The organism is Streptomyces sp. NBC_00464 (genome assembly GCF_036013915.1).
GTDB lineage: Bacteria > Actinomycetota > Actinomycetes > Streptomycetales > Streptomycetaceae > Streptomyces.
The window spans coordinates 5,212,241-5,238,643 of record NZ_CP107899.1 but is presented as its reverse complement, the minus strand read 5'-3'; the positions used below and the strand labels follow the sequence as shown (position 1 = coordinate 5,238,643).

The window sequence follows — 26,403 nt, the reverse complement described above, 5'->3', positions numbered from 1 at the left end:
CACGGCTGAGGGGCACCCGCGAGGTCCGCGGGGTGCCCCTCAGCCGTGTTTCCAGGCCAACTTGGTTCGTCAAGTGCGGTGTTGGGTATCCACGCATCCGTGACGCCGCCCCGGCCGGGGCGGCACCGCTCCCGCCCAGGTAACGCTTTGGTTGCCACCGCGGTGCAGACCATTGACGCCCTGGTGACACGCGCCCTACGGTCCTCTCACCGAATAGGAAACTTTCCTAACAGAGGGCAGGTGCAGTGACCATGGCCGGAACCACGCCGGGTACCCCCCGCGTTCTGCGCGCCATGAACGACCGCGCCGCCCTCGACCTGCTGCTGGAGCACGGGCCCCTGTCGCGGACCAGGATCGGGAAGCTGACGGGCCTGTCGAAGCCCACCGCCTCCCAACTGCTGGCCCGGCTGGAGGCGGCCGGACTGGTCGTCGCCACCGGGACCGCGGCCGGACGGCCCGGACCCAACGCTCAGCTGTACGCCGTCAACGCCTCGGCCGCCCATGTCGCGGGCCTCGACGTGAACGCCCAGCGGATCGTCGCCGCCGTCGCCGATGTGACGGGCGAGACCGTCGGGGAGTTCGAACTGCGGACCCCCGGACGGCGCGCCGACAGCGTGGTGCGCCAGGTGGCGGAGGCGCTGGACGGTGCGGTCAAGGAGGCCGGACTGACCCGGTCCGACGTGCACCGGGTCGTCATCGGCACGCCGGGCGCGTTCGACCCGGGCACGGGCCGGCTGCGGTACGCCTCGCACCTGCCCGGCTGGCACTCCCCCACCCTGCTGGACGAGCTGGCGGCCTTCCTGCCGATGCCGGTGGAGTACGAGAACGACGTGAACCTCGTCGCGGTGGCCGAACAACGGCTCGGCGCGGCGCGGGGGTACGACGACTTCATGCTGCTGTGGAACGAGGAGGGGCTCGGCGCCGCCCTCGTCATCAACGGCCGGCTGCACCGCGGCTTCACCGGCGGCGCCGGCGAGGTCGGCTTCCTGCCGGTGCCCGGCGCCCCCCTGGTCCGCCAGGTCACCAAGGCGAACGCGGGCGGCTTCCAGGAGCTGGCGGGCGCCCAGGTGCTCGCCCGGCTGGCCCGTGAACTCGGCATCGACGACGAGGCCGTGCGCGGTCCGGGCACCCATCACGAGGTCGCCGCCGAGCTGGTGGGCCGGGCGGCCGCGGCCGTGGAGCAGGGCGAGGGCGGGCCGTACGGCCGGCTCCTCGATCTGTTCGCCACCGGTCTGGCCACCGGTCTCGCCTCCATGGTCGCCGTCCTCGACCCCGAGGTCGTCGTGCTGTCCGGTGAGCTGATCTCGCGCGGCGGGGAACCGCTGCGCAGCCGGGTGGCCGCCGAACTCGCCGAGCTGGCCGCGTCCCGGCCGCGGCTGATCGCCGGTGACGTCACCCACCGGCCCGTACTGCGCGGCGCGCTGGAGAGCGCGCTCGCCACCACTCGCGACGAAGTGTTCGACACCTCGCGCTGACCCGCACACCTTCCGTACACCCACACCCCACACCCCTTTCCCCGTCCCAACCCTTCATCGGGAGACACCACCATGTCCGGAAACCGCCGGAAGCCGGCCGTCGCGCTCGCCGCGACCGCCGCGATAGCCCTGTTCGCCTCCGCCTGTACCGGGCAGAGCAGTTCCGGTGCCAGTGATGACGCGTCCAAGGAGACGACCATCAACTTCTGGCACGGCTGGAGTGCCCCGGGCGAGGTCAAGGGAATCCAGGCCACCATCGACGCCTTCGAGAAGGCCCACCCCAACATTCACGTGAAGGTCGTCGGCAACATGACCGACGACAAGATCAACCAGGCGCTGCGCGCCGGCGGTTCCAAGGCGCCGGACGTCGTCTCGTCGTTCACCACGAACAACGTGGGCAAGTTCTGCAAGTCGAAGGCCTTCGTCGACCTCAACCCGTTCCTGAAGAAGGACGGGATCGACGCGGACGCGACCTTCCCGAAGGCGATGAACGAGTACACCCAGTTCGAGGGCGTGCGCTGCACGGTGCCGCTGCTGGGCGACGCGTACGGCCTCTACTACAACAAGGACGCGTTCGAGGCGGCCGGCATCACCAGCCCGCCGAAGACCTGGACCGAGTTCGCCGCCGACGCGAAGAAGCTGACGAAGACCAAGGGCGACTCGTACGAGCAGCTCGGCTTCATGCCGAACTACCACGGCTACGAGTCGACGACCGAGCACTACCTCGGCAGCTGGAACCCGACGTACTTCGACGCCGACGGCAAGTCGAACATCGCCAAGGACCCGGCATTCGCCTCCATGCTCACCAGCCAGAAGAAGCTGGTCGACTCGCTGGGCGGCTACCGGAAGCTGGAGAAGTTCCGTACCGGCTTCGGTGACGAGTGGGGCGCCAAGCACCCGTTCCACACCGGCCAGGTGGCCATGCAGCTGGACGGCGAGTGGCGGCTCGGCATGGCCGAGGACACCAAGCCGAAGTTCGAGATCGGCGTGGCCCCGATGCCCGTCGCCGACGACGAGGCCGACACCTACGGCAAGGGCTATCTGACCGGCACCATCGCCGGGATCGCCGCCACCTCCGGCAAGCAGAACGCCGCCTGGGAGCTGGTGAAGTTCATGACGACCGACACCGACGCGGTGGTGAACTTCGCCAACGCCATCCACAACGTGCCCTCCACGCTCGCCGCGCTCAAGTCGCCGAAGCTGAAGTACGACCCGCGCTTCAAGACCTTCCTGGACATCGCGGCCAACCCGAAGTCCACCACCACCCCGCCCTCGGTGAACGGCGGCGCGTACCTGACGTCCCTGCAGAACCTCGGCTTCGAGGTCGAGAAGGGCACGCAGAAGGACATCGGGGCGGGCCTGGAGAAGACCGCGAAGGAAATCGACGCGGCGATCGCACAGGCGAAGTAGAGCCGACGCGATGAGCACGTACACACTCCGTTCGAAGCGCCGCCGCTCGGCGCTTCGGACGGCGGCCTTCATGTCGCCGTGGCTGATCGGGTTCTGCGTCTTCTTCGCCTACCCGCTGATCTCCACGCTCTATTTCTCCTTCACCAGCTACGACGGCTTCTCGGCCCCCGAGTTCAGCGGGCTGAAGAACTGGTCGTACGTCTTCAACGACTACCCGCTGTTCTGGCCCGCCCTGCGCAACACGCTGTGGCTGGTCCTGGTCATGGTGACCTGCCGGGTGATCTTCGGTCTCGGCATCGGCATGCTGATCACCAAGATCAAGACGGGGACCGGCGTCTTCCGGACGCTGTTCTACCTGCCGTACCTGGCCCCGCCGGTCGCCGCCACGCTGGGCTTCGTCTTCCTGCTCAACCCGGGTACGGGACCGGTCAATTCGATCCTCGGCGACCTCGGGCTTCCGACCCCGGGCTGGTTCACGGACGCCACCTGGTCCAAGCCGGCGCTGACCGCCCTCGCGGTGTGGGGGGTGGGCGACCTGATGGTGATCTTCATGGCCGCACTCCTCGACGTACCGAAGGAGCAGTACGAGGCGGCGGAGCTGGACGGGGCGTCCTCGTACCAGCGGTTCCGCTTCGTCACGCTGCCGAACATCTCGCCGATCATCATGTTCGCCGTGGTCACCGGCATCATCCAGACGATGCAGTACTACACCCAGCCCCTGGTGGCCGGGAAAGTCGCGTCCGGTGTCATGGGCGGCTCCGGGCAGCAGTTCGAGCCCGGCTATCCCGACAAATCGACACTGACGCTTCCGCAGCTGGTCTACAACCTCGGTTTCCAGCGCTTCGACTACGGCTCCGCCTGTGTGGTCGCGCTCGTTCTCTTCGTCCTCGCCATGGCGTTCACCGCACTCCTGATGCGGCGCCGCAGCGGACTGATCCAGGCAGGTGAGTGACGTGGCGCAGGTTCTCGACACCCCGAAGGCCGCCGGCCCGGTGAGTGACCCCGTCACCCCGGCCGAGCGGGTGGCACGCCGCAAGGCGCTGCTGCACTGGATCGGTGTGCACTCGCTCGGCGTCGCGGCCGCGCTCTTCTTCGTGCTGCCGTTCGTCTTCCTCCTGCTCACCTCGCTGATGGGCGACCAGCAGGCACTGACCCGTGACCTGTGGCCGCACCCCTTCGAGTGGAGCAACTACAAGGAGGTGTTCAACACCCCGGGCTTTCTGACCTGGTGGAAGAACACCCTGCTGTACGCGGGGCTCGGCACCGTCCTCACGGTCGTGTCCTCGCTGCCCGTGGCCTACGCGCTCGCCAAGTTCCGCTTCCGCGGCCGGCATCTGTCGCTGATGCTCGTCATCTCGATGATGATGCTGCCGCCGCAGGTCGTCGTCATCCCGATGTACCTGTTCTGGGCCAAGCAGCTGGACATGTCCGGCACGCTCTGGCCGCTGATCATCCCGATGGCGTTCGGCGACGCGTTCTCCATCTTCCTGCTGCGGCAGTTCCTGCTGACCATCCCCAACGAGTACCTGGACGCGGCGAAGGTCGACGGCTGCGGCGAGTTCCGCACCCTGCTGCGCGTCGTGATCCCGATGGCCAAGCCGGGCATCGCCGCCGTCGCCCTCTTCCAGTTCTTCTACGCCTGGAACGACTACTTCGGCCCGCAGATCTACGCCTCCGAGAACCCGGCGGCCTGGACGCTGAGTTACGGACTGGAGTCCTTCAAGGGCGCACACCACACCGACTGGAACCTGACCATGGCCGCGACCGTTCTGGTCATGGCCCCTGTGATCGTCGTCTTCTTCTTCGCACAGAAGGCATTTGTCGAGGGCGTCACACTGACCGGAGTAAAGGGCTGATTCATGAAGCTCGCAGTAGTGGGTGGCGGGTCCACCTACACACCTGAACTGATCGACGGATTCGCACGGCTGCGGGACACCCTGCCGGTCGAGGAGCTCGTGCTCGTCGACCCGGACGCCGAACGGCTCGCACTCGTCGGCGGCCTCGCCCGGCGGATCTTCGCCAAGCAGGGCCACCCGGGGCGGATCGTCACCACCTCGGACATCGACGCGGGCGTCGCCGACGCCGACGCGGTCCTGCTCCAACTGCGCGTGGGCGGCCAGGCCGCCCGCAACCAGGACGAGACGTGGCCCCTGGAGTGCGGCTGCATCGGCCAGGAGACCACCGGGGCCGGCGGCCTCGCCAAGGCCCTGCGCACCGTCCCCGTCGTCCTGGACATCGCCGAGCGTGTCCGGCGCACCAACCCGAACGCGTGGATCATCGACTTCACCAACCCGGTCGGCATCGTCACCCGGGCGCTGCTCCAGGCCGGCCACAAGGCCGTCGGCCTGTGCAACGTGGCCATCGGCTTCCAGCGCAAGTTCGCAGCTCTGCTCGACGTGACCCCCGGTGAGGTGCACCTCGACCACGTCGGGCTGAACCACCTGAGCTGGGAGCTCGGGGTGCGCCTCGGCGGTCCCGAGGGCGAGAACGTGCTGCCGCGGCTGATCGCCGAGCACGGCGACGCGATCGCGGACGACCTGCACATGCCGCGGGCGATCGTGGACCGCCTCGGCGTCGTCCCCTCGTACTACCTGCGCTACTTCTACGCGCACGACGAGGTCGTGCGCGAGCTCGGCACCAAGCCCTCGCGGGCGGCCGAGGTCGCCGCGATGGAGAAGGAACTCCTCGCCATGTACGGCGACCCGGCGCTGGACGAGAAGCCCGCGCTGCTCGCCAAGCGCGGCGGCGCCTTCTACTCGGAGGCGGCTGTCGACCTGGCGGCCTCACTCCTGGGCGGTGCCGGCTCCACGCACCAGGTGGTCAACACGTACAACAGGGGGACGCTGCCGTTCCTGCCGGACGACGCGGTGATCGAGGTGCAGGCGAGGGTCGACGGGACGGGTGCGACGCCGCTCGCCGTGCCGGAGCTGGACCCGCTGTACGCCGGCCTGATCGCCAACGTGACGGCGTACGAGGACCTGGCGCTGGAGGCCGCGCTGCGCGGTGGACGTGACCGGGTGTTCAAGGCGCTGCTCGCGCACCCCCTGATCGGCCAGTTCGAGTACGCCGAGGCGCTCACCGACAAGCTGATCGCGCACAACCGGGAGCACCTCGCGTGGGCGTGAACGGTTCCGTCCTCGCGATAGACGCGGGGAACAGCAAGACCGATGTGGCACTCATCGGTGAGGACGGCACCGTGCTGTCCACGTCCCGCGGCGGCGGCTTCCAGCCGCCGGTGGTCGGTACAGACACGGCCGTGGATGTGCTCGGCGCCGCGGTGGACCAGGTGCTGGCCTCGGCCGGTGCGGGCGCCGGTTCCGTCGCCCATGTGTCCGCGTGTCTCGCCAACGCCGATCTTCCGGTCGAGGAGGCGCAGTTGGGCGAGGCCCTGCGCGCCCGTGGCTGGGGTCGCACGGTGGAGGTGCGCAACGACACCTTCGCGATCCTGCGCGCCGGGATCGACGAGCCGCGCGGAGTGGCCGTCGTGTGCGGTGCGGGGATCAACTGTGTCGGCATGGTGCCGGACGGGCGGACCGCGCGCTTTCCCGCCATCGGCCGGATCTCCGGTGACTGGGGCGGCGGTTCGGGGCTCTCCGAGGAGGCGATGTGGTTCGCCGCGCGCGCCGAGGACGGCCGCGGTGAACCGACCGAGCTGGCCCGTACGCTGCCCGCGCACTTCGGGCTCGCATCGATGTACGCACTGATCGAGGCGCTGCATCTGGGCCGGATCGAGTCCGGGCGGCGGCACGAGCTGTCGCCGGTGCTGTTCGCGACCGCCGCGTCCGGCGACGCGGTGGCGCGCGGGCTCGTGGACCGGCTGGCCGATGAGGTCGTGGCGCTGTCCGCGGTCGCGCTGTCCCGGCTCGGTCTGCTCGACGAGGTGGCACCGGTGCTGCTGGGCGGCAGCGTGCTGGCGGCCCGCCACCCGCAGTTGGACGACCGGATCACCGAACTCCTCGCCCTGCGCGCCCCCAAGGCGGTGGTGCGGGTGGTGCAGGAGTCCCCGGTGCTGGGTGCCGGGCTGCTGGGCCTGGACCACACGGGCGCGGCGCCGGAGGTGCACGCCAGGCTGCGGGCGCAGTACGTCTGACGGACGGCCGCACCGGCGGGTGTCGGAGGCGTCCCGTAACCTTCGGGTCATGGGACGCCTTCTGCGTACGGGAACCGATCAGTTGCCGGGAACGTGTTCATGAGTGGGGAGATCGATCCGCTGCAGAGAATGCTTCGGGTCGCTTCGGGGATTGCTCCGCCGATCGTCTTGATCGACGGCGTCGACCTTGATCGAATGCTGTGTGACCGCGGCTGATCACTGTTGGCTGCTTCATGGACCGGTGCAGGATCCGGGCGTTCACCATGTGGACACCGGTCCCTGCGGCCATACTTCTGGCCGGGTACCAGTTCCCCGATCGGCCGGGGGGCGGGCCACCGTCAGTGACCGAGGGGGAGGTCAAGTGACATACCCGCCGAATGTACGCCCGGCGCCGCAGCACGCGCCGGAGCAGCAGCCTGCGCCGACGGCGGCCGTGCCCGCGCCGCCGCCGCACAGCGTCCGGGCCCTGGTGACCGAACGGCTTCGCGCCGCGGCGACCACCGAGCCGGGCCGGCTCCAGATCATCGGAGCCGTGCTGGCGCTGCTCGTCGTCGCGTTCGGGGCGGTGACGGCGTTCGAGATCAGCGACCGCGCGGCGGCTGCGAACGACGTGGTGGAGCGCAGTCAGCCGCTCAGCGCGGACGCGGCGGGCATCTACCGCTCGCTGGCCGATGCGGACGCGGCGGCCGCGAGCGGCTTCCTGGCCGGACCGCAGGAGCCGAAGGCGGTCCACGACCAGTATGTGAAGGACATCGACGACGCCTCCCGGCTGCTGGTGAGGGCCGCGGCCAACACGGACGCGTCGACGACGTCCGGCCACGAGATCACCACGCTCAACAAGGAACTCCCGCGCTACACCGGGCTGATCGAGCGCGCCCGCGCCAGCAACCGGCAGGGGCTGCCGCTGGGCGGCGCCTACCTCCGGTACGCGAACCAGAAGATGTCCAACGAGCTGCTGCCGGCCGCCGAGCGGCTCTACACGGCGGAGACGGACCGGCTCGACCAGGACTACCACTCCGCCCGGACATGGCCGTTCTTCTCCCTCGGCATCGGTGTCATCGCGCTGGCCGTGCTGTTCTGGGCACAGCGGCGCAATTACCGCAGGACGAACCGGGTGTTCAACCAGGGTCTGCTCGCGGCAACCGCGGCGGCGACCGTGGTGCTGCTGTGGCTGGCGGTGGGGCACACGGTGGCCAGGTCCGATCTGGCCGAGGCCAACACGCACGGGCAGCAGTCCCTGGACGTGCTCAACCGGGCGCGCATCGACTCGCTGAAGGCGCGCTCCAGCGAGAACCTCACCGTGGTCGCCCGCGGCGCGGTGCTCACGGCGGACGGCAAGAACGACAAGTACGAGACCGACTACGGCACGAGCATGAAGGCACTCGGCGAAGAGCTGAGCACGGCCGCGAAGCTCGCCGCCGACACCGACGACGCCGAGGGCGGCAAGCCGGTGGCGGATGCCGTCAAGGCTGTGACCGAGTGGCAGGGCCGCCACCGGACCGCCCGCAAGACCGACGACGCCGGCGACTACGACACCGCGCTGGAGCAGATCATCGGGTCGAAGAACTCGACGGGTCAGTCCTTCAGCCGGGTGGACGAAGCGCTGCGCAAGGCGCTCGCCCACGAGCAGAGTGAATTCACCCGGGCCGCCGAGGACGGGCGCGGGGCCCTGGGCGGACTGCCGATCGGCGCCGCGGCCCTCGCGGTGCTGGGCGCGGTGGCGGCGATCGTCGGGGTCAACCGCAGGCTCTCGGAGTTCCGGTGACAGGGGGAGCGATGACAGCGAAGGACCCGAGGACGGGCCCGGGGACGGCCCGCGGGGGCCGGCTGAACCGGCTGCGCGGCTGGGGCGGGGTGACCGCCATGGCCGCGGCCTGCGCGGTGACGGCATCGCTGACCCTGCTGCCGCTCTCCCACGGCGGCCGGGGCGCCTTCGACGCGAAGGACGCGGGGACCGGGACGACTCACGCCGTTCAGACGCGGGCCGACGACTGCACGGACCCGGAGGCCAGCCTGCTGCCCGGCCTGGCGGAGGGCGACGCGATCAAGCGGATCAAGGAGCGCGGCAAGCTGATCGCCGGCGTCGACCAGAACAGCTTCCAGTGGGGCTTCCGCAACCCGGAGTCCGGCAATCTCGAAGGCTTCGACATCGACCTGGTGCGGGCCGTCGCCGAGGACATCCTCGGCAGCCCGGACAAGGTGATCTTCCGGGCGATCCCCACCAACCAGCGCATCGCCGCGCTGGAGAACGACAAGGTCGACGTCGTCGTCCGGACGATGACGATCAACTGCGCCCGGCTGGACCAGGTGTCGTTCTCCACGGCCTACTTCCAGGCCGGTCAGCAGGTCCTCGCACCGAAGGCGGACCCGAAGGCCGACCCCGCGGAGGATGACGCGATCACCGGCTTCAACTCCTCACTGGCCGGCAAGCGGGTCTGTACCGCCGAGGGCTCCACCGCGTACGAGGCGCTGGAGAAGGAGTCGTTCGGCTCCGTGTTCAAGGACGAGCACGACGGCACCGCGGCCGACGAGGACAAGCTCACCGTCCCCAACCAGCTGGACTGCCTGGTGCGGCTCCAGATGGGTGAGGTCGACGCGGTCGTCACGGACAACGCCCTCGCGGCCGGCCAGGCCGCCCAGGACCCGGCCGTGGAGCTCAAGGGCGCCCCCTTCACCACCGAGTACTACGGCGTGGCCACGAAGAAGGGCGCGGACGACCTGGTGTCCCGGGTCAACAAGGTGCTGGTCGGCTACCGCGCCGGTGGCGACAGCAGCCCCTGGATGCAGTCGTACCGAAAGTGGCTGAAGGACGGCCTGCCCGGGATATCGGCGCCGCCGGCGCCCAAGTACCGGAACTAGGACCTGGTTCCCGGCCGGCGAGCAACTGACGACCGGCCGGCGGTCGACAGCACTGATCCTGCCGGGCCCCCGCCCGGCAGCAAGAGCGGAGAGGTGATCGATGGGCGTCGCGGGCCCCTTCCCCAGCTACGCGGCCCGGCCCCCCGGCCCGGTCATGGACCGGGACGAGGCCGACCGAGCGCTGGCCCGGCTCGGTGCGGAGCACGAGGCGATCGAGACCTCGCTCCTCGCCCTGCAGGACCACGCCGGGCGCCGGCTGCTGGAGGGCGCCGACCTCACCGGTGTCACCAAGGAGCGCTGGAGCACCACCGAGCAGTCGATCACCCTGCTGTGGACCTACTTCGACGCGTACGCGGGAGCCCTGAACCGGGCGCGCGAGGTGCGGGCCCGGCGTCGTCAGCCCAACCGCGAGGACCTGGTGGCCCTCACCGAACTGCTGCGTGGCCAGGGGGTCACGGTGGCGCACGCCGCCGCCCACGATCCGTCGGTCACCGGCCCGGCCCGGCTCTCGCAGCACTTCTCGCTGGAGGAACTGGTCCAGCGGATGAACGAGCTGTACGCGCGCTCGCTCGACATGGTCGTCGCCTCCGACTCCGTGTGGTCGGCGATGCCCGCCCGGATAGATCTGCTCGCCGCCGAACTGCGCCGCACCCACTCGCTGGCGCACTCGGTCGGCGTTCGGCCCGGGGAGCACCCGGCGGGTGACGATCTGGAGGCGATCGTCCAGGAGCTGACCACGCTGCGGGTGCAGGTGATCTCCGACCCGCTGGCGTTCTGGCTGCCGGGGCCCGGCAGTTCGGCGCCGGGCGGCGGCCGTCCGGACACGACGCGCTACGACCGTGCGGCGCGGGCGCTGGACGAGGTACGGCGGGAGGTCGAGGCCGTCCTCGCGGTCCGGCAGGACGCCGAGCAGCGCCTCGTCCAACTGCGCGATGTCCTGTCCCGGGCCGACCGCACGCTGGCCGAGGCCAGGTCGGCGCGCGGCGAGGTGCTCGCGAAGATCGCCGCGTCCGAGGTGCCCGTGGTCAACGGTCCGCCGACGGCGCTCCAGGAGCGTCTGGCCACGGCGTCGGAGTACCGCAGGCATGCGCAGTGGCACCGGCTCTCACCGCTCCTGGAGTCCCTGGAGGAGCAGGCGGGCGAGGAGTTGCTGCGGGCCCGGGAGCAGTTGACCGCGGTCACGGCTCCGCTGGCGGTCCGGGCGGAGCTGCGCGGCCGGCTCGACGCGTACAAGGCGAAGGTGGCCCGGCACGGCCTGGCGGAGGATCCGGTCCTCATCGAGCGTTACGACGCGGCCCGCCGGATGCTGTGGAGCGCGCCGTGCGATCTGCGGGTCGCCGCGCTGACGGTGCAGCGCTATCAGGACGCTGCGCTGGACATGCTGGCCGGGCGCGGGCCGTCCGGCCCCGAGGACCGGCGGGGGCGCCCATGAAACGTCCGGGGTTCTTGGGGCACAGGGTGTGCGGGACGAGTAGTGACGGAGCATCGTGGCCGCCGCGGCGGCGGGGCGAACAGGGGGAATGACCATGAGTACGCAGTGCCAGCGCCCCGCGTGCGAGGGCAGTTACGAGGACATGGGCAGCGGTGAGCTGTACTGCGACACCTGCGGTCTGGCGCCGGTCGTGTCACCAATGGGGTCTCCCCTGTTCGAGCGAAGCCGAGAACTCGGGGATGGCATGGTGAGTTCGCCGGCCACGGGTATCGCGGGCGGTGGCCGGAGCAGCAGGGGCAGCAACAACTCCTCGTCCCGCAGCAGTTCGCAGGCGTCGTCGAGGGCGTCCTCGCGGTCGTCCTCACGCTCGTCGACCTCGCGGCGCTCGGTGTCGGGGCGGCTTTCGCGCGCGCTGTCGGGCAATGCCACCTCGCCTTCGGTCTCGGTGCGTTCCTCGGCCAGGTCGACCGGTTCCTCGGGCCGCAACCGGCTGGGGGCCGGGCTGGTGCTCGTACCGGACGTGCCGCGCCCCGATCCGCGTACCGCGGTGATGGAGAACCCGGAGGTGCCGGAGCGCAAGCGGTTCTGTTCGCGTTCGGACTGCGGGGCGCCGGTGGGCCGGTCCAGGGGCGAGCGGACGGGGCGTACGGAGGGGTTCTGCACCAAGTGCGGCCACCCGTACTCCTTCGTGCCCAAGCTCCAGGGGGGCGACATCGTCCACGGGCAGTACGAGGTCGCGGGCTGTCTGGCGCACGGCGGGCTCGGCTGGGTCTACCTCGCGGTGGACCGGGCGGTCTCCGACCGGTGGGTGGTGCTCAAGGGTCTGCTCGACACCGGTGACCAGGACGCCATGGCGGCGGCCATCTCGGAGCGCCGGTTCCTCGCCGAGATCGAGCACTCCAACATCGTCCGGATCTACAACTTCGTCGAGCACCTCGACCAGCGGACCGGCTCCCTCGACGGCTACATCGTCATGGAGTACGTCGGCGGCAAGGCGCTCAAGGAGATCGCCAACGATCGCCGCACCCCGTCCGGGAAGCGGGATCCGCTGCCGGTCGAGCAGGCGTGCGCGTTCGGCATCGAGGCGCTGGAGGCGTTGGGGCATCTGCACAGCCGCAACCTGCTGTACTGCGACTTCAAGGTCGACAACGCGATCCAGACCGAGGACCAGCTGAAGCTGATCGACATGGGTGCGGTCCGCAGGATGGACGACGAGGAGTCGGCCATCTACGGCACGGTGGGTTACCAGGCGCCGGAGGTCGCGGAGGTGGGTCCTTCGGTGGCTTCCGACCTGTACACGGTCGCGCGGACGCTCGCGGTGCTCACCTTCGACTTCCAGGGCTATACGAACGTCTTCGTGGACTCGCTGCCGGACCCGGACAACATCGAGGTGTTCCGGACCTACGAGTCGTTCTACCGGCTGCTGGTGCGGGCGACCGATCCCGATCCGGCGCGGCGGTTCGCCTCCGCCTCGGAGATGGCGGAGCAGCTGACGGGGGTGCTGCGCGAGGTGGTGTCGTTGCAGACGGGGCGCCCGCGCCCGGCTCTGTCGACGCTGTTCGGTGCGGAGCTGCGGGTCACCGACACGGAGCTCTTCACCCTCCAGACCGGTGAGGTCTCGCGCCTGGGGGCCAGGTCGCCGGCGCCGGGCCGGTCCGGGCTCTTCGGCCGGCGGCGCGGCGGGGCGCCGGTGGCCCCGCCCGTCTCCCCGCCGGCCGCGGTGGCACCGCCCGGCGGCATGCCGGGCGCCCTGCCGGCCGGCCCGCCTCCCGGGTTCGCCGCGGGGGCCGGACCGCTGCCCTCCACGACCACCCACGTCCGAGGCGGCGCCCCGGGCGGCGAGGGGAACGGCGCCCCCGTTCCGTACGCGCAGTCCCAGGCGGCCATTCCGGCTCCCCGGGTCCCGGTCGCGAGTCCGGGACCCGTGCCGGGGCCGTACAGCGCGAACGGCCCCCGGCTGGCCGGGCTCGATGTGCGCGGGACCTCGCTCGCGCTGCCGGTCCCCCGGGTCGACGCGAGTGACCCCAACGCGGGTTTCCTCGCCGGGGTGATGGCATCGGCGCCCGCCGAACTGATTGCCGCACTGCAGGCCGTGCCGGCCGCCTCGCTGGAGACGCGGCTGCGCGAGCTGCGCGCCGCCCTGGAGATGAACGACCTCGGCGGCGCGACCAGAACCCTGGCCTCGCTGGAGGCGCAGCACGCGGACGACTGGCGGGTGGTCTGGTATCGCGGGCTCACCTCCCTGGTGGCCGGCGACAAGGAGAACGCGGCGCTGTCGTTCGACGCGGTCTACGACGCGTTTCCCGGGGAGCCCGCGCCGAAGCTGGCTCTGGGCATCTGCGCGGAGGTCCTGGGCCAGCTGGACAACGCCGCCGAGTACTACCGGCTGGTGTGGATGACCGACCCGAGCTTCGTGAGCGCGGCGTTCGGCCTGGCCCGGGTGCAGCTCGCGGCCGGGGACCGGGGCGGTGCCGTCAGGACCCTGGAGTCGGTGCCGGAGGCGTCGATCCACTTCACAGCGGCCCGGGTCGCCGCGGTGCGGGCCCGGCTGCGGGAACGGGCCCCGGACGAGCCGCTGATCACCGATCTGATGGCGGCGTCGGCCCAGGTCTCGGGGCTGGCCGGGCTCGGTCTGGACGCGGTGCGCCGGGAGCAGTTGTCGACCGAGGTGCTGGGGACGGCCCTCGACTGGGTACTCTCCGGTAGTCCCACGGCTCGCCCCTCGGACCCGAAGTCGCCCCCGCACGCCGGGGCGCAGGGTCCGAGGACGCTGCTCGGCAGTGAGTTGGACGAGCGCGGCCTGCGTTTCGGGCTGGAGCGGTCGTACCGGATGCTCGCCCGGCTTGCGGAGCCCGGTGACGAGAGGATCGAACTGGTGGAGCGGGCCAACCGTTTCCGCCCCCGAACGTGGGTGTGAACATGTCGCAGAACCACCAGGAAACTGCCTTGTCGAGGTGTCCCGGCTGCGCGGAGCCGCTGGAGCCGGGGGACCTGTTCTGCGGCGCGTGCGGATACGACCTGTCGGCCGTGCCCGAGCCGCCGCAGGACCATCCGACGATCGCCATCACCACCCCTGCCGGGCGGACCGCGCCGGGTGCCGGCTTCGGGCCGGCCCCCGGGGCGGCGGAGCCCGGCCCCGGGCGGGTGCCCGGCTCCGCCCCGGGGGCGGAGCATTCGGCCCCGCCGCCGCCCGCCGCCGCGCCGGAGGTCGGTTTCGACGGCCCCGCCGCGTCGGGGGACTTCGAGCTGGCCGCGCCCGTGGCCGCGGGGGCGGCGCCCGATCCCCGTACCTCCCCCGACCCCGCACTGACCCCGTCGGCCGGCACCAAGGTGTGTGTGGCCTGCCGGGCCGGCCGGGTCGACAACGACGGCTACTGCGAGAACTGCGGCCACGCCCAGCCGCGCGAGCGCGACCACATGGAGCAGGAGCTGGAGTCGGTCGCCGCCGTCAGTGACCGCGGGCTGCGTCATCACCGCAACGAGGACTCCTTCGCGGTGTCGACGACCGCGTTGCCTGACGGCTCCCCGGCCGTCGTCGCGATCGTCTGCGACGGGGTGTCGTCGGCCAGCCGGCCCGACGAGGCCTCGGCCGCTGCCGCGTACGCCGCCAACGAGGCGCTGCTGGAGTCGCTGCCGCGTGGCACGCATCCGCAGCAGGCGATGCACGAGGCGATCGTCGCCGCCGGCGAGTCGGTCAACCTGCTGGCGCAGGACCCCGGTCAGGGCCAGGAGCAGGATCCGCACCGCCACCAGAACGCCCCGGCGTGCACCCTGGTCGGCGCGATCATGGCGAGCGGCCTGCTGGTCGTCGGCTGGGTCGGTGACAGCCGCGTGTACTGGGTGCCCGAGGACCGGAGCAGTCCGCCGGCCCGGCTCACCGAGGACGACTCCTGGGCCGCGCAGATGGTCGCGGCCGGTCTGATGAACGAGGCGGAGGCGTACGCGGACGAGCGCGCCCACGCCATCACGGGCTGGCTCGGCGCGGACGCCTACGAACTGGAGCCGCACACCGCGTCGTTCAAGCCGGACCGGCCGGGACTCGTGGTGGTCTGCACGGACGGCCTGTGGAACTACGCGGAGTCCGCGGCCGACATGGCCGCCGCGGTGCCCGAGGACGCGTACGAACGGCCGCTGCACGGAGCCCAGGTGCTGGTGGGTCACGCCCTGGACGGCGGGGGCCACGACAACGTAACAGTGGCACTGGTGCCGTTCGCCGTGGCACCTCAAGGGGCAGGATCCGCCTACAGCAGCGGGTGAGTCCCGTTCCGTCCGCCCCGTGCACCTCCGATGCCTTTGTCCGTAACTCTGTCTTCATCTGACACATGGAGCCTCAAGGAGCCGATCAGATGGCCAACTTCTCCAAGTCGAACGTGCCGCAGTTCTCCGTCGAGGTGTATCAGAACGAATATCTGCCCGAGGGCGGCCGTGAGGTCAACGGCATCATCACGGTCACCTCGACCGGGGGCGGCACCACCGGCGGCGTTCCGCTGACGGGTGCGCCGCCCTCGCACCTGACGGGCGGCACGGCGAAGGCAGCCGTGGTGATCATGGTGGACTGCTCGGGTTCGATGGACTACCCGCCGACGAAGATGCGCAACGCCCGCGACGCGACGGCGGCGGCCATCGACACCTTGCGCGACGGCACGTCCTTCGCCGTGGTGGGCGGCACGCACGTGGCCAAGGAGGTCTACCCGGGCAACGGCCGGCTCGCCGTCGCCGATGCGCAGACCAGGGCCCAGGCGAAGGAGGCCCTGCGCCGGCTCAGCGCGGGCGGCGGTACGGCGATCGGGACCTGGCTGCGGCTGACGGACCGGCTGCTCGGCGCCGCCGACGTGGAGATCCGGCACGGGATCCTGCTGACGGACGGGCGCAACGAGCACGAGGCCCCGGAGGATCTGCGGGCCGCGCTCGACGCGTGCGCGGGCCGGTTCACGTGTGACGCCCGCGGGGTGGGCACCGACTGGGAGGTGAAAGAGGTCACAGCGATCGCCTCCGCGCTGCTCGGCACGGCCGACATCGTCGCCGACCCGTCGGGGCTGGCCGCGGACTTCACACAGATGATGGAGAACGCGATGGGCAAGGAGGTCGCGGACGTCGCACTGCGGCTCTGGACCCCGGTCGGCGTGGAGATCAAGTTCGTGAAGCAGGTCGCGCCGACGGTGGCCGAACTGACCGACCGGCGCACCGAGGCCGGCCCCCGGGCGGGCGACTATCCCACCGGTTCCTGGGGCGACGAGTCCCGCGACTACCACGTGTGCGTGCAGGTGCCGGAGGCCGGCATCGGGCAGGAGATGCTGGCGGCCCGCGTCTCACTGATCCTTCCCGACCCTGCGGGCGGGACGCCCCAGACGCTCTCGCAGGGTCTGGTACGGGCGGTGTGGACGGACGACATGGTGGCGTCGACCTCGATCAATCCGCAGGTCGCGCACTACACGGGTCAGGCCGAACTGGCACAAGTCATCCAGCAGGGGCTCGATGCGCGCAAGTCGGGAGACTTCGACGGCGCGACGGCCAAACTCGGCCGGGCGGTGCAGTTGGCATCGGCGTCCGGGAACGAGGACACTGCGAAACTGCTTTCGAAGGTGGTAGACGTCGTCGACGCGGCGACCGGTACTGTGCGACTGAAGGCGAAGGTCGCGGATGCGGACGAGATGACACTCGAAACGCGCTCCACGAAGACGGTTCGCGTCAAGAAGTAACTACATATCCGCGCTGATGAGCCGCCCGACCGGCCAGGTCCGCCGGGCGGCTACGCAAGAGAAAATGACGGCCCCCTGGGCCGGACGAGGAGAGGGGGAAGCGCCGACATGCCGACTTGCCCGAACGGACACCAGTCGGGTTCCGAGGACTGGTGCGAGGTCTGCGGCCACCGCATGGCCGGGACGGGCGCCCCTGCGGGCGCCGTTCCCCCGCCGCCTCCCCCGCCACCCGCGCCCGGCTACGGATATCCGCAGGGCTCCGGCCCCGACGCGACCCAGCAGGCCGAGCTCTGCCCCCAGTGCCGCACCCCGCGGGAGTCCATGGCTCCGTACTGCGAGGAATGCCGCTGGAACTTCCTCACGAACACCGCGACGTCGTACACACCCCTGGCACCGCAGCACGGCGTTCCGGGTGGTCCGGGCGGTCCGGTCCCTGGTCTGAATCTGCCGCCGGGCTTCCAGGCGCAGCCGCCGGGCCCGCCGCAGCCGCGCGAGCCCCGCGATCCGTTCGAGTACCAGAGCTCGCGTCCCTCGCAGGTGAACCGCTCGGCCGAGCCGCTCTCGTCCGGTCCGGGGCCTGGTCGGCCCGGCCCTCCGGGACCGGGTCAGCAGCCCCCTCACCCGTTCCAGCAGCAAGGACAGCAGCAGGGCCAGCACCAGGGCCCGCCGCCTCCGCCGCCGTTCCAGCAGCAGGGACAGCAGGGCGGTCCGCAGGGTTTCCCGCAGGGCCAGCAGCACGTCCAGCAGCAGAACTCCCCTCAGGGCTCGCCCCCGCCGCCGTTCCAGCAGGGGGAGCAGGGTCCGCCGCCTCCGCCCTTCCAGCAGCAGGGGGAACAGGGTCCGCCGCCTCCCCCGTTCCAGCAGCAGGGCCCGCCGCCTCCGTTCCAGCAGCAGGGACAGCAGGGCCCGCCCCCGCCGTTCCAGCAGCAGCAGAGCGCACCGCCCGCGTTCCAGCAGACGACTCCCCCGGTCTTCGAGCAGCCGGGACCGCCGGCCCCGCCGCAGCCGCAGGGACCCCTGACCGGCGGTGACGACTGGCTGCTGTCCCCGCCCTCGCAGGCCCAGGGCCCGCAGGCGCCGATGCAGCAGCCGCCGTATCCGGGCCAGGACCAGGGACCGGGCCAGGCTCAGGGCCCCGGTCAGGGTCAGGGCCCCGGTCAGGCTCAGGGCCCCGGTCAGGGTCAGGGTCAGCCTCCGCAGTCCATGAACTGGACCGCGGTCATCGCGCCCGACCGTGAGTACTTCCTGGCGATGATGCAGCGCAGCGGCCCCGAGGCCACCGGGCTCAACCTCCCGGCGTACTCCCCGGAGCAGCAACTCCCGCTCATCGGCAACCAGATCACCATCGGCCGCCGCCGGCACAGCACGGGCGAGTCCCCCGACATCGACCTGTCCGTGCCTCCGGAGGACCCGGGCGTCTCGCACCAGCACGCGGTGCTGGTGCAGCAGCCGGACAGCAGCTGGGCCGTCGTCGACCAGAACTCGACGAACGGCACCACGCTCAACGGCGCCGAGGACCCGATCCAGCCCTACGTCCCCGTACCTCTCCAGGACGGCGACCAGGTGCACGTCGGGGCGTGGACGACGATCACGATCCGCCGGGACTGACCGCACGGACGCATACGCGGCCGGTGAGGGGGTGATGATCACCCCCTCACCGGCCGTTCGTCATGCCGCACCGGCCCACGGCGGGCAGGGATGGCCTGATCCGCGCCCCGGGCCGCCGTGCCCGGCCGGTGCGTCTGCGACCATGGACGGGTGACTGAGAATCCGCGCGACACGCTGCAGGAGCAGACCTTCTACGAGCTGGTCGGCGGCGAGGAGACCTTCCGGCGCCTGGTCCACCGTTTCTACCAGGGCGTGGCCGGGGACCCGCTGCTGCGGCCGATGTACCCGGAGGAGGATCTGGGCCCGGCCGAGGAGCGGTTCACGCTGTTCCTGATGCAGTACTGGGGCGGCCCCCGCACCTACAGCGACGAGCGCGGACATCCCCGGCTGCGGATGCGGCACGCGCCGTTCCGGGTGGACCGTGCCGCGCACGACGCCTGGCTGAGCCATATGCGGGTGGCGCTGGACGAACTGGGGCTGGCCCCGGAGCACGAGCGGCAGCTGTGGGACTACCTCACCTACGCGGCCGCCTCGATGGTGAACACCGAGGGCTGAGCCCCGGTCGCAGGTGTGCGGAATCCGGTACTCCACCGTCGGATATCGATCACAATCCCATCAAGGTGTACCCGTAAGCGGTTTCCAGCAGCAGCTGCCGTCTGAAAGCATCCGAGACGACGCGCCGGGGGGCGATGTGAGCGGTGACTAGGGGGCCAGGTGACGGGGTTCGTCTTTCTGCGGATAAGGGCCCACCGGCTCCTTCTCGCCGCAGCCGTCCTGGCCGTCCTCCTGACCACCTCGGTCCTGGCCGCCCTCACCGCCTTCTCCGGATCCATCGGTGACGCCGCGCTGCGCCACACCCTGACCCACCGCTCCGCCGCGCCCGCCTCCCTCGTCATATCCGCGCAGGTGGAGCGGGACCGGCGGGCCGCCGCCGACGCGTCCGCGCGCAAGGCCGCCCGTGACACGTTCGACGGGCTCCCGGTGACCGTACGGAAGCTGGAGTCCTCCGGGCCGTACGCGCTACCGCGCAGTCTTCAGGACCCCGCCGCCCGTCGCGGCGATCCCGACCTCACGCACTTCGCCTCCCTGGACCGCAGCCGGATCCGGCTCACCGCGGGCCGCCCGCCGGTCGCCGGCGCGGGCAGGGCCGGCGCCCCCGTCCAGGTCGCGCTCCCGACCACGGCCGCCGACGTCCTCGGGCTGAAGCCCGGAGCCCGGCTGAAGCTCACCGACCGGCTCGGCGGGAAGCCCGTACAGATCCTGGTCACCGGCCTCTACAAGGCCGCGGACCAGTCCGATCCGTACTGGCAGCTGGACGCGCTCGGGGGGCGCGGCATCCGCAAGGTCGTCTTCACGACGTACGGTCCGCTGCTCACCGACCCGGCCGTGCTCGGCTCCGGCCGGATCAGTTCCGGCGAGATGTCCTGGCTGGCCGCCGCCGACTTCCGGACCGTCACCACGGACCGGATGGCCGCGCTGCACGAGTCGGCGACCACGGGACCGAAGGCCCTGCTCGCCGTTGCGGAGTTCAAGGACGGGGCCAGTGCGCAGACCTCGCTGCCCACCGTTCTCGACCAGATCGACCGGGCCCTGCTGGTCTCCCGCTCCACGCTGACGATCGTGGCGGTGCAGCTGGTCCTGCTCGCCGGGTACGCCCTGCTGCTGGTGGCACGGCTGCTCAGCAGCGAGCGCGGCGGCGAGACCGAGCTGCTGCGGGCGCGCGGCGGATCGCGCGCCCGGATCACCTCGCTCGCCGCGGTCGAGGCGCTGCTGCTGGCGCTGCCGGCCGCCCTCGTCGCCCCGCTGCTCTCCGGACCGCTCACCCGGCTCCTGGCGGACCGCAGCGAACTCTCCCGGATCGGGCTGCGGCTCGACGGAGGCGTCACCGGCCAGGTGTGGCTGATCGCGGCCGTCACCGCGCTGGCCTGCGCACTCGCGGTCGTGGCCCCGGCGCTGGCCGCCAGTGCCGGGGGGCGGCGCTCCACCCGTTCCGCCGCGCTGCCCGCGCCGGTGCGGGCGGGCGCGGACATCGCTCTGCTGGTGATCGCGGCGGTCGCGTACTGGCAGCTGGACCGGCAGACCAAGGGCTCGGGCGGCGGCGCGCTCAGCGGCGACCGCCAGGGCGATCTCGGCATCGATCCGCTGCTGGTGGCCGCGCCCGCGCTGGCCCTGCTCGCCGGCACCGTACTGACGCTGCGTCTGCTGCCCCCCGCCGCGAGGCTCGCGGAACGCCGGGCGGCGGGCGGCCGCGGTCTGGCGACGGCACTGGCCGGCTGGCAGTTCAGCCGCCGCCCCCTGCGCGGGGCCGGGCCGGTGCTGCTGCTGGTGCTCGCGGTGGCGATGGGGATGCTGGCGATCGGGCAGAGCGCCTCCTGGAACCGTTCGCAGAGCGACCAGGCCGACTTCAGGTCAGGTGCGTCGGTGCGCATGACGGGCGGGGTCAGCGCGGACCCGGCGAAATCGGGTGCGTACGCGAAGCTGCCGGGCGTACGGAACGCGGCGCCCGCCTTCCGCGCATCGGTGGACCTCTCCGACGAGCGCACCGCAGAGGTACTGGCGCTGGACACCGCGCGCGCCGACGAGCGGATGCTGATGCGCGACGACCTCGGCGACGGGTCCGTGGACGGGCTGTTCGACACGCTCTCCCCGCCGAAGCCGGCCCGCGCCGGACTGCTGCTGCCGAAGAACAGCACGCAGCTCCGCTTCGACGTACGGATCTCCGCCGTGACCGCGCCCGGCAAGGTCTCGCCGTCCGGCATGGGGCCGCTGGTCACCGTGGGTCTTGAGGACCGCTACGGCATCCCGTACCAGGTGGTCGTGGGCTCCGTGCCCGTCGACGGCAAGGCGCATCCGGTCTCGGTCGACGTGGCCGCCGCCGGTGAGCTCGCCCTCACCGGGATCGAGCTGGACAGCAAGCAGCCCGTCGGCCACGGGGAATCGCACCGGCTCGCCGTGAGCGCCCTGCGGACCGTCGGGACGGGCGGCGCCGAACAGCGGGTCCCGGTCCCGGACGGCTTCCGCTGGGAGGCGGCGGTGACCGCCGACGCGTTCGGTGAGGTGGAGCCCGGTGCGCCCGCCCACCCGACCGCCTCGGCCACGACCCCGCTGGGCCTCGACAACGCCACGGGATCCGTCACGGCCGAGGACGCGGTGTGGGCGGTCCCGGCCCTCAACGTGCGGATCACCGCGACCCGCGCCAAGGCCCCGGCCGCCCTGAACGCCGTGGCCACGGACGCCTATCTGAAGGCGACCGGGGCGAAGCAGGGGCAGGACATCGACGTGACCCTGGCCGGCGAGACGGTCCGGGTGCGGATCGCGCGGACCGTGCACCGGCTGCCGACCACCGGACCCGGCTCGGGCTCCTCCGCCTCCACCGGGGAATCGCAGCGGGCGCGGGACGGCGGGGCCCTGCTTCTCGACCTCCGCTCCCTGGCCCAGGTCTTCGCCGAGCGCCCCAACGCCCGGCTCACCGCCACCGAGTGGTGGCTGAGCACCGAACCGGGCCGGGCCGCCGAGGTCGCGGCCGCGCTGCGCAAGCAGCCCGACACCGACCCCGCACAGGTCCAGGTGCGCGACGAGGTCGCCGAGGACCTGATCAGCGACCCGCTGGGGGCCGGTCCGCAGTCCGCGCTGCTCGCGGTGGCGGTCATCGCCGCCGCGCTGGCCGCGGTCGGCTTCGCCGTGGCCGCGGTCGGATCGCAGCGGGAGCGTTCCGCCGAGTTCGCCGTACTGCGGGCCCTGGGCACCCCTCGCCGCCAGCTCGCCCGGATGACCGCCGCCGAACAGGGCGTACTGATCACGATCGGGCTGCTCGTCGGGGCCGCGCTCGGAGCCCTCCTCACCCGGGCCGTCGTGCCGCTGATCGTGCTGACCGGACAGGCGGCCCAGCCGGTGCCCCCGGTGCTGGTACAGCTGCCGGCCGGACAGGTGGCCGCGCTGCTGGCCGGGGTGGCGGCGCTGCCGCTGCTCATCGTCGCGGCCCTCACGCTGCGCCGCGCCGACCCGGCGACATCGCTGCGCACCCAGGGGGACAACTGACATGAGCCCGGAAACGAGAACCCCCCGTGCCGCGACCGCCTGCGCCCCCTGGGTACGCACCCGGCTGCGGACCGCCCCCGGCGCCGCCTGCGCGTTCGCGCTCCTGGTGGTGGTGACGGCCTTCCTCGCCGCGGCCTTCCCCCGGGCCGTCGACAACTACGAGAACAGGGGGCTGCGCCACGACCTCGTCGACGTCGACCCCACCCGCAGCGTCCTGGAACTGAGCGGACCCCAGCCCGGCCTGGAAATTCCGGTGGCCGCCCGCGAGTCCGCGGTGCGCGGGGCCACGCTGTCCTCCGTGCAGCGCCGGATCCTGGCCGGACTCCCCGACCCGGTGCGGGCCGACGCCTCCCAGTCCGCGTACGGGGTGCGCACCTCGGAGCCGATCCCGGCGGCCGAACCGTGGTTCCCCCGCCCCTACGGTCTCGACCCCGCGCTGACGTACGTCACCCAGTCCGCGCTGCCCGACCATTCCACCCTGCGCACGGGGAAGTGGCCCGCCGTCCACGGCGAGGTGTCCCTCACCACCCGGGAGGTCGAGGCCGCCGTCACCGAGGAGACCGCGAAGGCCCTGCGGATCAAGCCCGGCGCGACCATCGCCGTCCCCACGCGTGGCGGTGAGCCGCTGACGGTACGGATCACCGGCATCGTCACCCCGCGGGACCCCGGCGCCTCCTACTGGTCGGCCGAACCCCTGCTCCGTACCCCGTCCCTGGTGGCCAAGCCCACCAAGGAGACGCCGCGCTACTACTGGATCGCGGCGCTGCTGCTCCCGCCGGACGCCGCACCGGCCCTGCTCGCCACCACCGGCCAGCCCGAGCTGTACTGGCGGATCGCGCCGGACGGTGCGCGGCTCACCGCGCTCGATGTGCCGCGGCTGCGGTCCGCGGTGGCCTCCCTGGAGGGCGGCCCCGAGCTGCTGAAGATGCGCGGGGTCGCCGGTAAAACGGTCACGGCCTCGACCGACCTGGACGAGGTCCTGACGGCCTACGACGGGATGCGGGCCGCGATCCAGCCCGTCGTCACGGTCGCCGCCGTCGGCATCGGGGCCGTCGCCGCCGTCGTCCTGCTGATGACGGGCGGGCTGATGGCAGGCCGCCGCCACGCCGAACTGGCCCTGCTGCGGGCCCGCGGCGGGTCCCTGACCGGCATCGGGGGCCGGCTGCTGGCCGAGACCGCGGTGACGGCGGTGCCGGCCGGGGCGCTGGGACTGCTGCTCGCGGTCCTTGCCGTCGGCGAGGCCCGGCTGTGGCCCGCGGTCGCCGGAGCCGCCGCGGTCGTCGTCCTCGTCTGCGCCGCACTCCCGCTGCGTACGACACTGCTGCACCGCACCCCGCAACTGCACGGCGGCCGCGACGACCTGGTGTCCGCCCGCCCGTCCCGACGGCGTACCGTCGCCGAACTCACCCTGCTGGTCCTGGCCGTCGGCGCCGTCGCCGCGCTGCGCCGACGCGGCACGGACGGTGCCGGCGGCACCGACCTGCTGATCAGCTCGGCCCCCGTACTGGTCGGACTGATCGCCGCCGTGGTCCTCGTCCGGCTCTACCCGCTGCCGCTGCGGCTCGCCCTGCGCTCCGTGTCCCGGCTGCGCGGCGCGGTCGGCTTCCTTTCGCTGGCCCGCGCCGGACGCTCCTCCGCCGCCGGCACGCTGCCGCTGCTCGCGCTGCTGGTCGCGCTGACGACGGCGGCGTTCGGCGGCTCGGTGCTTGCCGGGGTCGCGGACGCCCGCGACGGCGCGGCGGTGCGCGCCGTCGGCGCCGATGCCCGCGTCAGTGGCCAGGCCGACTCCGTACCCCTGTCGGACCGTCTGGTCCGTGCGGTGCGGAAGACGGACGGCGTACGGGACGTGGCGCAGGTCCAGATCGAGTACGGGGTCGCCCTGCCGGCGCCCGAGAGCGGATTCGAGGACGCCAAGGGGGCCACCCTGATCGGCGTCGACCCGGCCGCCTACGCCCGGCTGGCCCGCTCCACCGGCATCGGCGCCTTCTCCGCCGACCGGCTGAAGGCGACCGGACCCGCGACGCCCAAGGGCACGATGCCGTCGAAGGACCGGGTGCTGCCGGTCCTCGTCTCACCGTCCGTCGCCGAGCGGCTCGGCGACCGGCCGCGCGATCTCCAGTCGCTGGCCGGGGACTTCAAGGTGCGGGTGGCGGGCACGGTCGCCGACACGCCCGCCGTCGACGACTCCTCGTTCATCATCGTGAACTCCGCCTCGCTCACCCATCGGCAGACCACCGCGCTGCTGCTCACCGGCGACCGCCTCGACGCCGGGGCGCTGCGCACGGCGGCCCGGCACACGGGCGAGGACGTCCACGTGCAGCTGCGCGCCGAGGAGCGTGCCACGTACGTCGACACCCCCATGCAGACGGGGGCCGAGCGGATCTACCTGGCGGCGATCGCGGCCGGGGCCGGATACGCCCTGCTCGCCGTCCTCCTCTCACTGCTGCAGACCGCCCCGGAACGCACCACGCTGCTGGCACGGCTGCGCACCATGGGCCTCACCTCCCGGCAGGGCGGCCGTCTCCTCGGCTTCGAGGCCATGCCGCAGGCACTGCTGGCCGCCGGGGGCGGACTCCTCGTCGGCTGGGCGACCATCGCGCTGCTGTCACCGGGCATCGATCTGGTACGCCTCGCGCTCTCGTCCAGTCCCGGCTCCGGCCTGCTGGACACCGCACCGCTGCGGACCGATCCGTGGTCGCTGGTCCTGCCGGCGGTGGGCGTGATCGTCCTCGCCGCGGTGGTGGCCGGCGTGCAGGCCTGGTGGGCCGGCCGCCGTGGATCGATCACCGAACTCAGGGCAGGAGACTCCCGATGACGACGCCGTCGACCGATTCCACACTCGCGGAGCTCGAACAGCGGGCCACCGCCCGCCGCGACCGGCCCTCCTACGGACATGACGCGCTGATCGCCTGCGACCGGCTGGTCCGCATCTTCACCACGGACGGAGTGGAGGTGCAGGCCCTTCAGGGCCTCGATCTCCTGGTCACAGAGGGCGAGTTGCTGGCCCTGGTCGGCGCGTCCGGCAGCGGCAAGTCGACGTTGATGAACATCCTGGCGGGCCTGGACGAACCCACGGCAGGTGCGGCGAAGGTCGCGGGCTGCGACCTGCTCTCCATGGGCCAGAAGGAACGGCTCCGCTACCGCCGGGACGTCGTCGGCTTCGTCTGGCAGCAGACCTCGCGCAACCTGCTCCCCTATCTGACCGCGATCCAGAACGTCACCCTGCCGATGCAACTGCGCGGCCGCGGCCGCAATCGCGAACGCACCGCGCGCGCCGAGTCGTTGCTGAAGATGCTGGACGTGGCCGACTGCCGCGACCGGCGCCCGCAGCAGATGTCCGGCGGTCAGCAGCAGCGGGTGGCGATCGCGGTCTCGCTGGCCAACTCGCCCTCGGTGCTGCTCGCCGACGAGCCGACCGGGGAACTGGACTCGGCCACCGGCGAACAGGTCTTCGCCGCCTTCCGCCGCGCGAACGAGGAGCTCGGCACGACGATCGTGATCGTCACGCACGACCAGGCGGTCGCGAACGAGGTCCGCCGCACGGTGGCCATCCGCGACGGCCGCACCTCCTTCGAGGTGCTGCGCCGCACGGAGGTCGACGCGGCGACGGGCCAGGAGTCCCAGGTGGCGCGCGAGTACGCGATGCTCGACCGGGCGGGCCGGCTCCAACTGCCCGCGGACTACACCCAGGCGCTGGGCATGGAGCACCGAGTGATGCTGGAACTGGAGCAGGACCACATCGGGGTGTGGCCGGACGGCCCGGAGCCGAGGCCCGAATAGCAGCTGGGCCCG

At 72.1% G+C, this 26,403-nt stretch carries 17 protein-coding genes; all 17 read left to right on the top strand.

Annotated elements, in window-relative coordinates:
* Positions 1 to 251: 251 nt before the first annotated feature.
* The 17 genes from OG912_RS23560 to OG912_RS23480 all read left to right on the top strand — a co-directional run bounded on the left by OG912_RS23560 (position 252) and on the right by OG912_RS23480 (position 26,391).
* A complete protein-coding gene (locus OG912_RS23560; RefSeq protein ID WP_327711141.1) occupies positions 252 to 1,475 on the top strand; it encodes an ROK family transcriptional regulator in 1,224 nt (407 codons plus the stop codon).
* Between the two features lie 72 nt (positions 1,476 to 1,547).
* Positions 1,548 to 2,885, top strand: coding sequence for an ABC transporter substrate-binding protein (locus OG912_RS23555; RefSeq protein WP_327711140.1), 1,338 nt, complete (start codon positions 1,548 to 1,550; stop codon positions 2,883 to 2,885).
* Between the two features lie 10 nt (positions 2,886 to 2,895).
* Positions 2,896 to 3,837: a carbohydrate ABC transporter permease gene (locus OG912_RS23550; protein WP_326736209.1), complete on the top strand. Its 942-nt coding sequence runs from the start codon at positions 2,896 to 2,898 to the stop codon at positions 3,835 to 3,837.
* A gap of 1 nt (position 3,838) precedes the next feature.
* Positions 3,839 to 4,741 carry a carbohydrate ABC transporter permease gene (locus tag OG912_RS23545; RefSeq protein ID WP_326736210.1) on the top strand — a complete coding sequence of 301 codons (903 nt, stop codon included), beginning with the start codon at positions 3,839 to 3,841 and terminating at the stop codon, positions 4,739 to 4,741.
* Between the two features lie 3 nt (positions 4,742 to 4,744).
* On the top strand, positions 4,745 to 6,010 hold the full coding sequence (locus tag OG912_RS23540) for a 6-phospho-beta-glucosidase (RefSeq protein ID WP_327711139.1): 1,266 nt from the start codon (positions 4,745 to 4,747) through the stop codon (positions 6,008 to 6,010).
* On the top strand, positions 6,001 to 6,975 hold the full coding sequence (locus tag OG912_RS23535; protein WP_327711138.1) for an N-acetylglucosamine kinase: 975 nt from the start codon (positions 6,001 to 6,003) through the stop codon (positions 6,973 to 6,975). The genes OG912_RS23540 and OG912_RS23535 overlap by 10 nt, the downstream gene beginning before the upstream one ends.
* Positions 6,976 to 7,336: 361 nt before the next feature.
* A complete protein-coding gene (locus OG912_RS23530) occupies positions 7,337 to 8,740 on the top strand; it encodes a hypothetical protein (RefSeq protein WP_443061012.1) in 1,404 nt (467 codons plus the stop codon).
* 11 nt (positions 8,741 to 8,751) lie between these two features.
* Positions 8,752 to 9,834 (top strand): glutamate ABC transporter substrate-binding protein, encoded by a 1,083-nt coding sequence (locus tag OG912_RS23525; protein WP_443061011.1) that lies wholly within the window; start codon positions 8,752 to 8,754, stop codon positions 9,832 to 9,834.
* Positions 9,835 to 9,934: 100 nt separating this feature from the next.
* Entirely contained in the window at positions 9,935 to 11,266 is a 1,332-nt protein-coding gene (locus OG912_RS23520) for a hypothetical protein (RefSeq protein ID WP_327711137.1), read from the top strand.
* Between the two features lie 94 nt (positions 11,267 to 11,360).
* Positions 11,361 to 14,183, top strand: coding sequence for a serine/threonine-protein kinase (locus tag OG912_RS23515; RefSeq protein ID WP_327711136.1), 2,823 nt, complete (start codon positions 11,361 to 11,363; stop codon positions 14,181 to 14,183).
* A complete protein-coding gene (locus OG912_RS23510) occupies positions 14,180 to 15,523 on the top strand; it encodes a PP2C family serine/threonine-protein phosphatase (RefSeq protein WP_327711135.1) in 1,344 nt (447 codons plus the stop codon). Before OG912_RS23515 ends, OG912_RS23510 begins: the two co-directional genes overlap by 4 nt.
* Positions 15,524 to 15,612: 89 nt before the next feature.
* On the top strand, positions 15,613 to 16,965 hold the full coding sequence (locus tag OG912_RS23505; protein WP_327711134.1) for a vWA domain-containing protein: 1,353 nt from the start codon (positions 15,613 to 15,615) through the stop codon (positions 16,963 to 16,965).
* Between the two features lie 108 nt (positions 16,966 to 17,073).
* Positions 17,074 to 18,573: an FHA domain-containing protein gene (locus tag OG912_RS23500; protein WP_327711133.1), complete on the top strand. Its 1,500-nt coding sequence runs from the start codon at positions 17,074 to 17,076 to the stop codon at positions 18,571 to 18,573.
* A 150-nt stretch (positions 18,574 to 18,723) separates the two neighbouring features.
* Positions 18,724 to 19,128 carry a globin gene (locus OG912_RS23495; protein WP_266778838.1) on the top strand — a complete coding sequence of 135 codons (405 nt, stop codon included), beginning with the start codon at positions 18,724 to 18,726 and terminating at the stop codon, positions 19,126 to 19,128.
* A gap of 159 nt (positions 19,129 to 19,287) precedes the next feature.
* Positions 19,288 to 22,611, top strand: coding sequence for an ABC transporter permease (locus OG912_RS23490; RefSeq protein ID WP_327711132.1), 3,324 nt, complete (start codon positions 19,288 to 19,290; stop codon positions 22,609 to 22,611).
* A gap of 1 nt (position 22,612) precedes the next feature.
* On the top strand, positions 22,613 to 25,426 hold the full coding sequence (locus tag OG912_RS23485) for an FtsX-like permease family protein (RefSeq protein ID WP_327711131.1): 2,814 nt from the start codon (positions 22,613 to 22,615) through the stop codon (positions 25,424 to 25,426).
* Entirely contained in the window at positions 25,423 to 26,391 is a 969-nt protein-coding gene (locus tag OG912_RS23480) for an ABC transporter ATP-binding protein (protein ID WP_326736220.1), read from the top strand. Before OG912_RS23485 ends, OG912_RS23480 begins: the two co-directional genes overlap by 4 nt.
* The last annotated feature ends 12 nt before the right edge of the window (positions 26,392 to 26,403 follow it).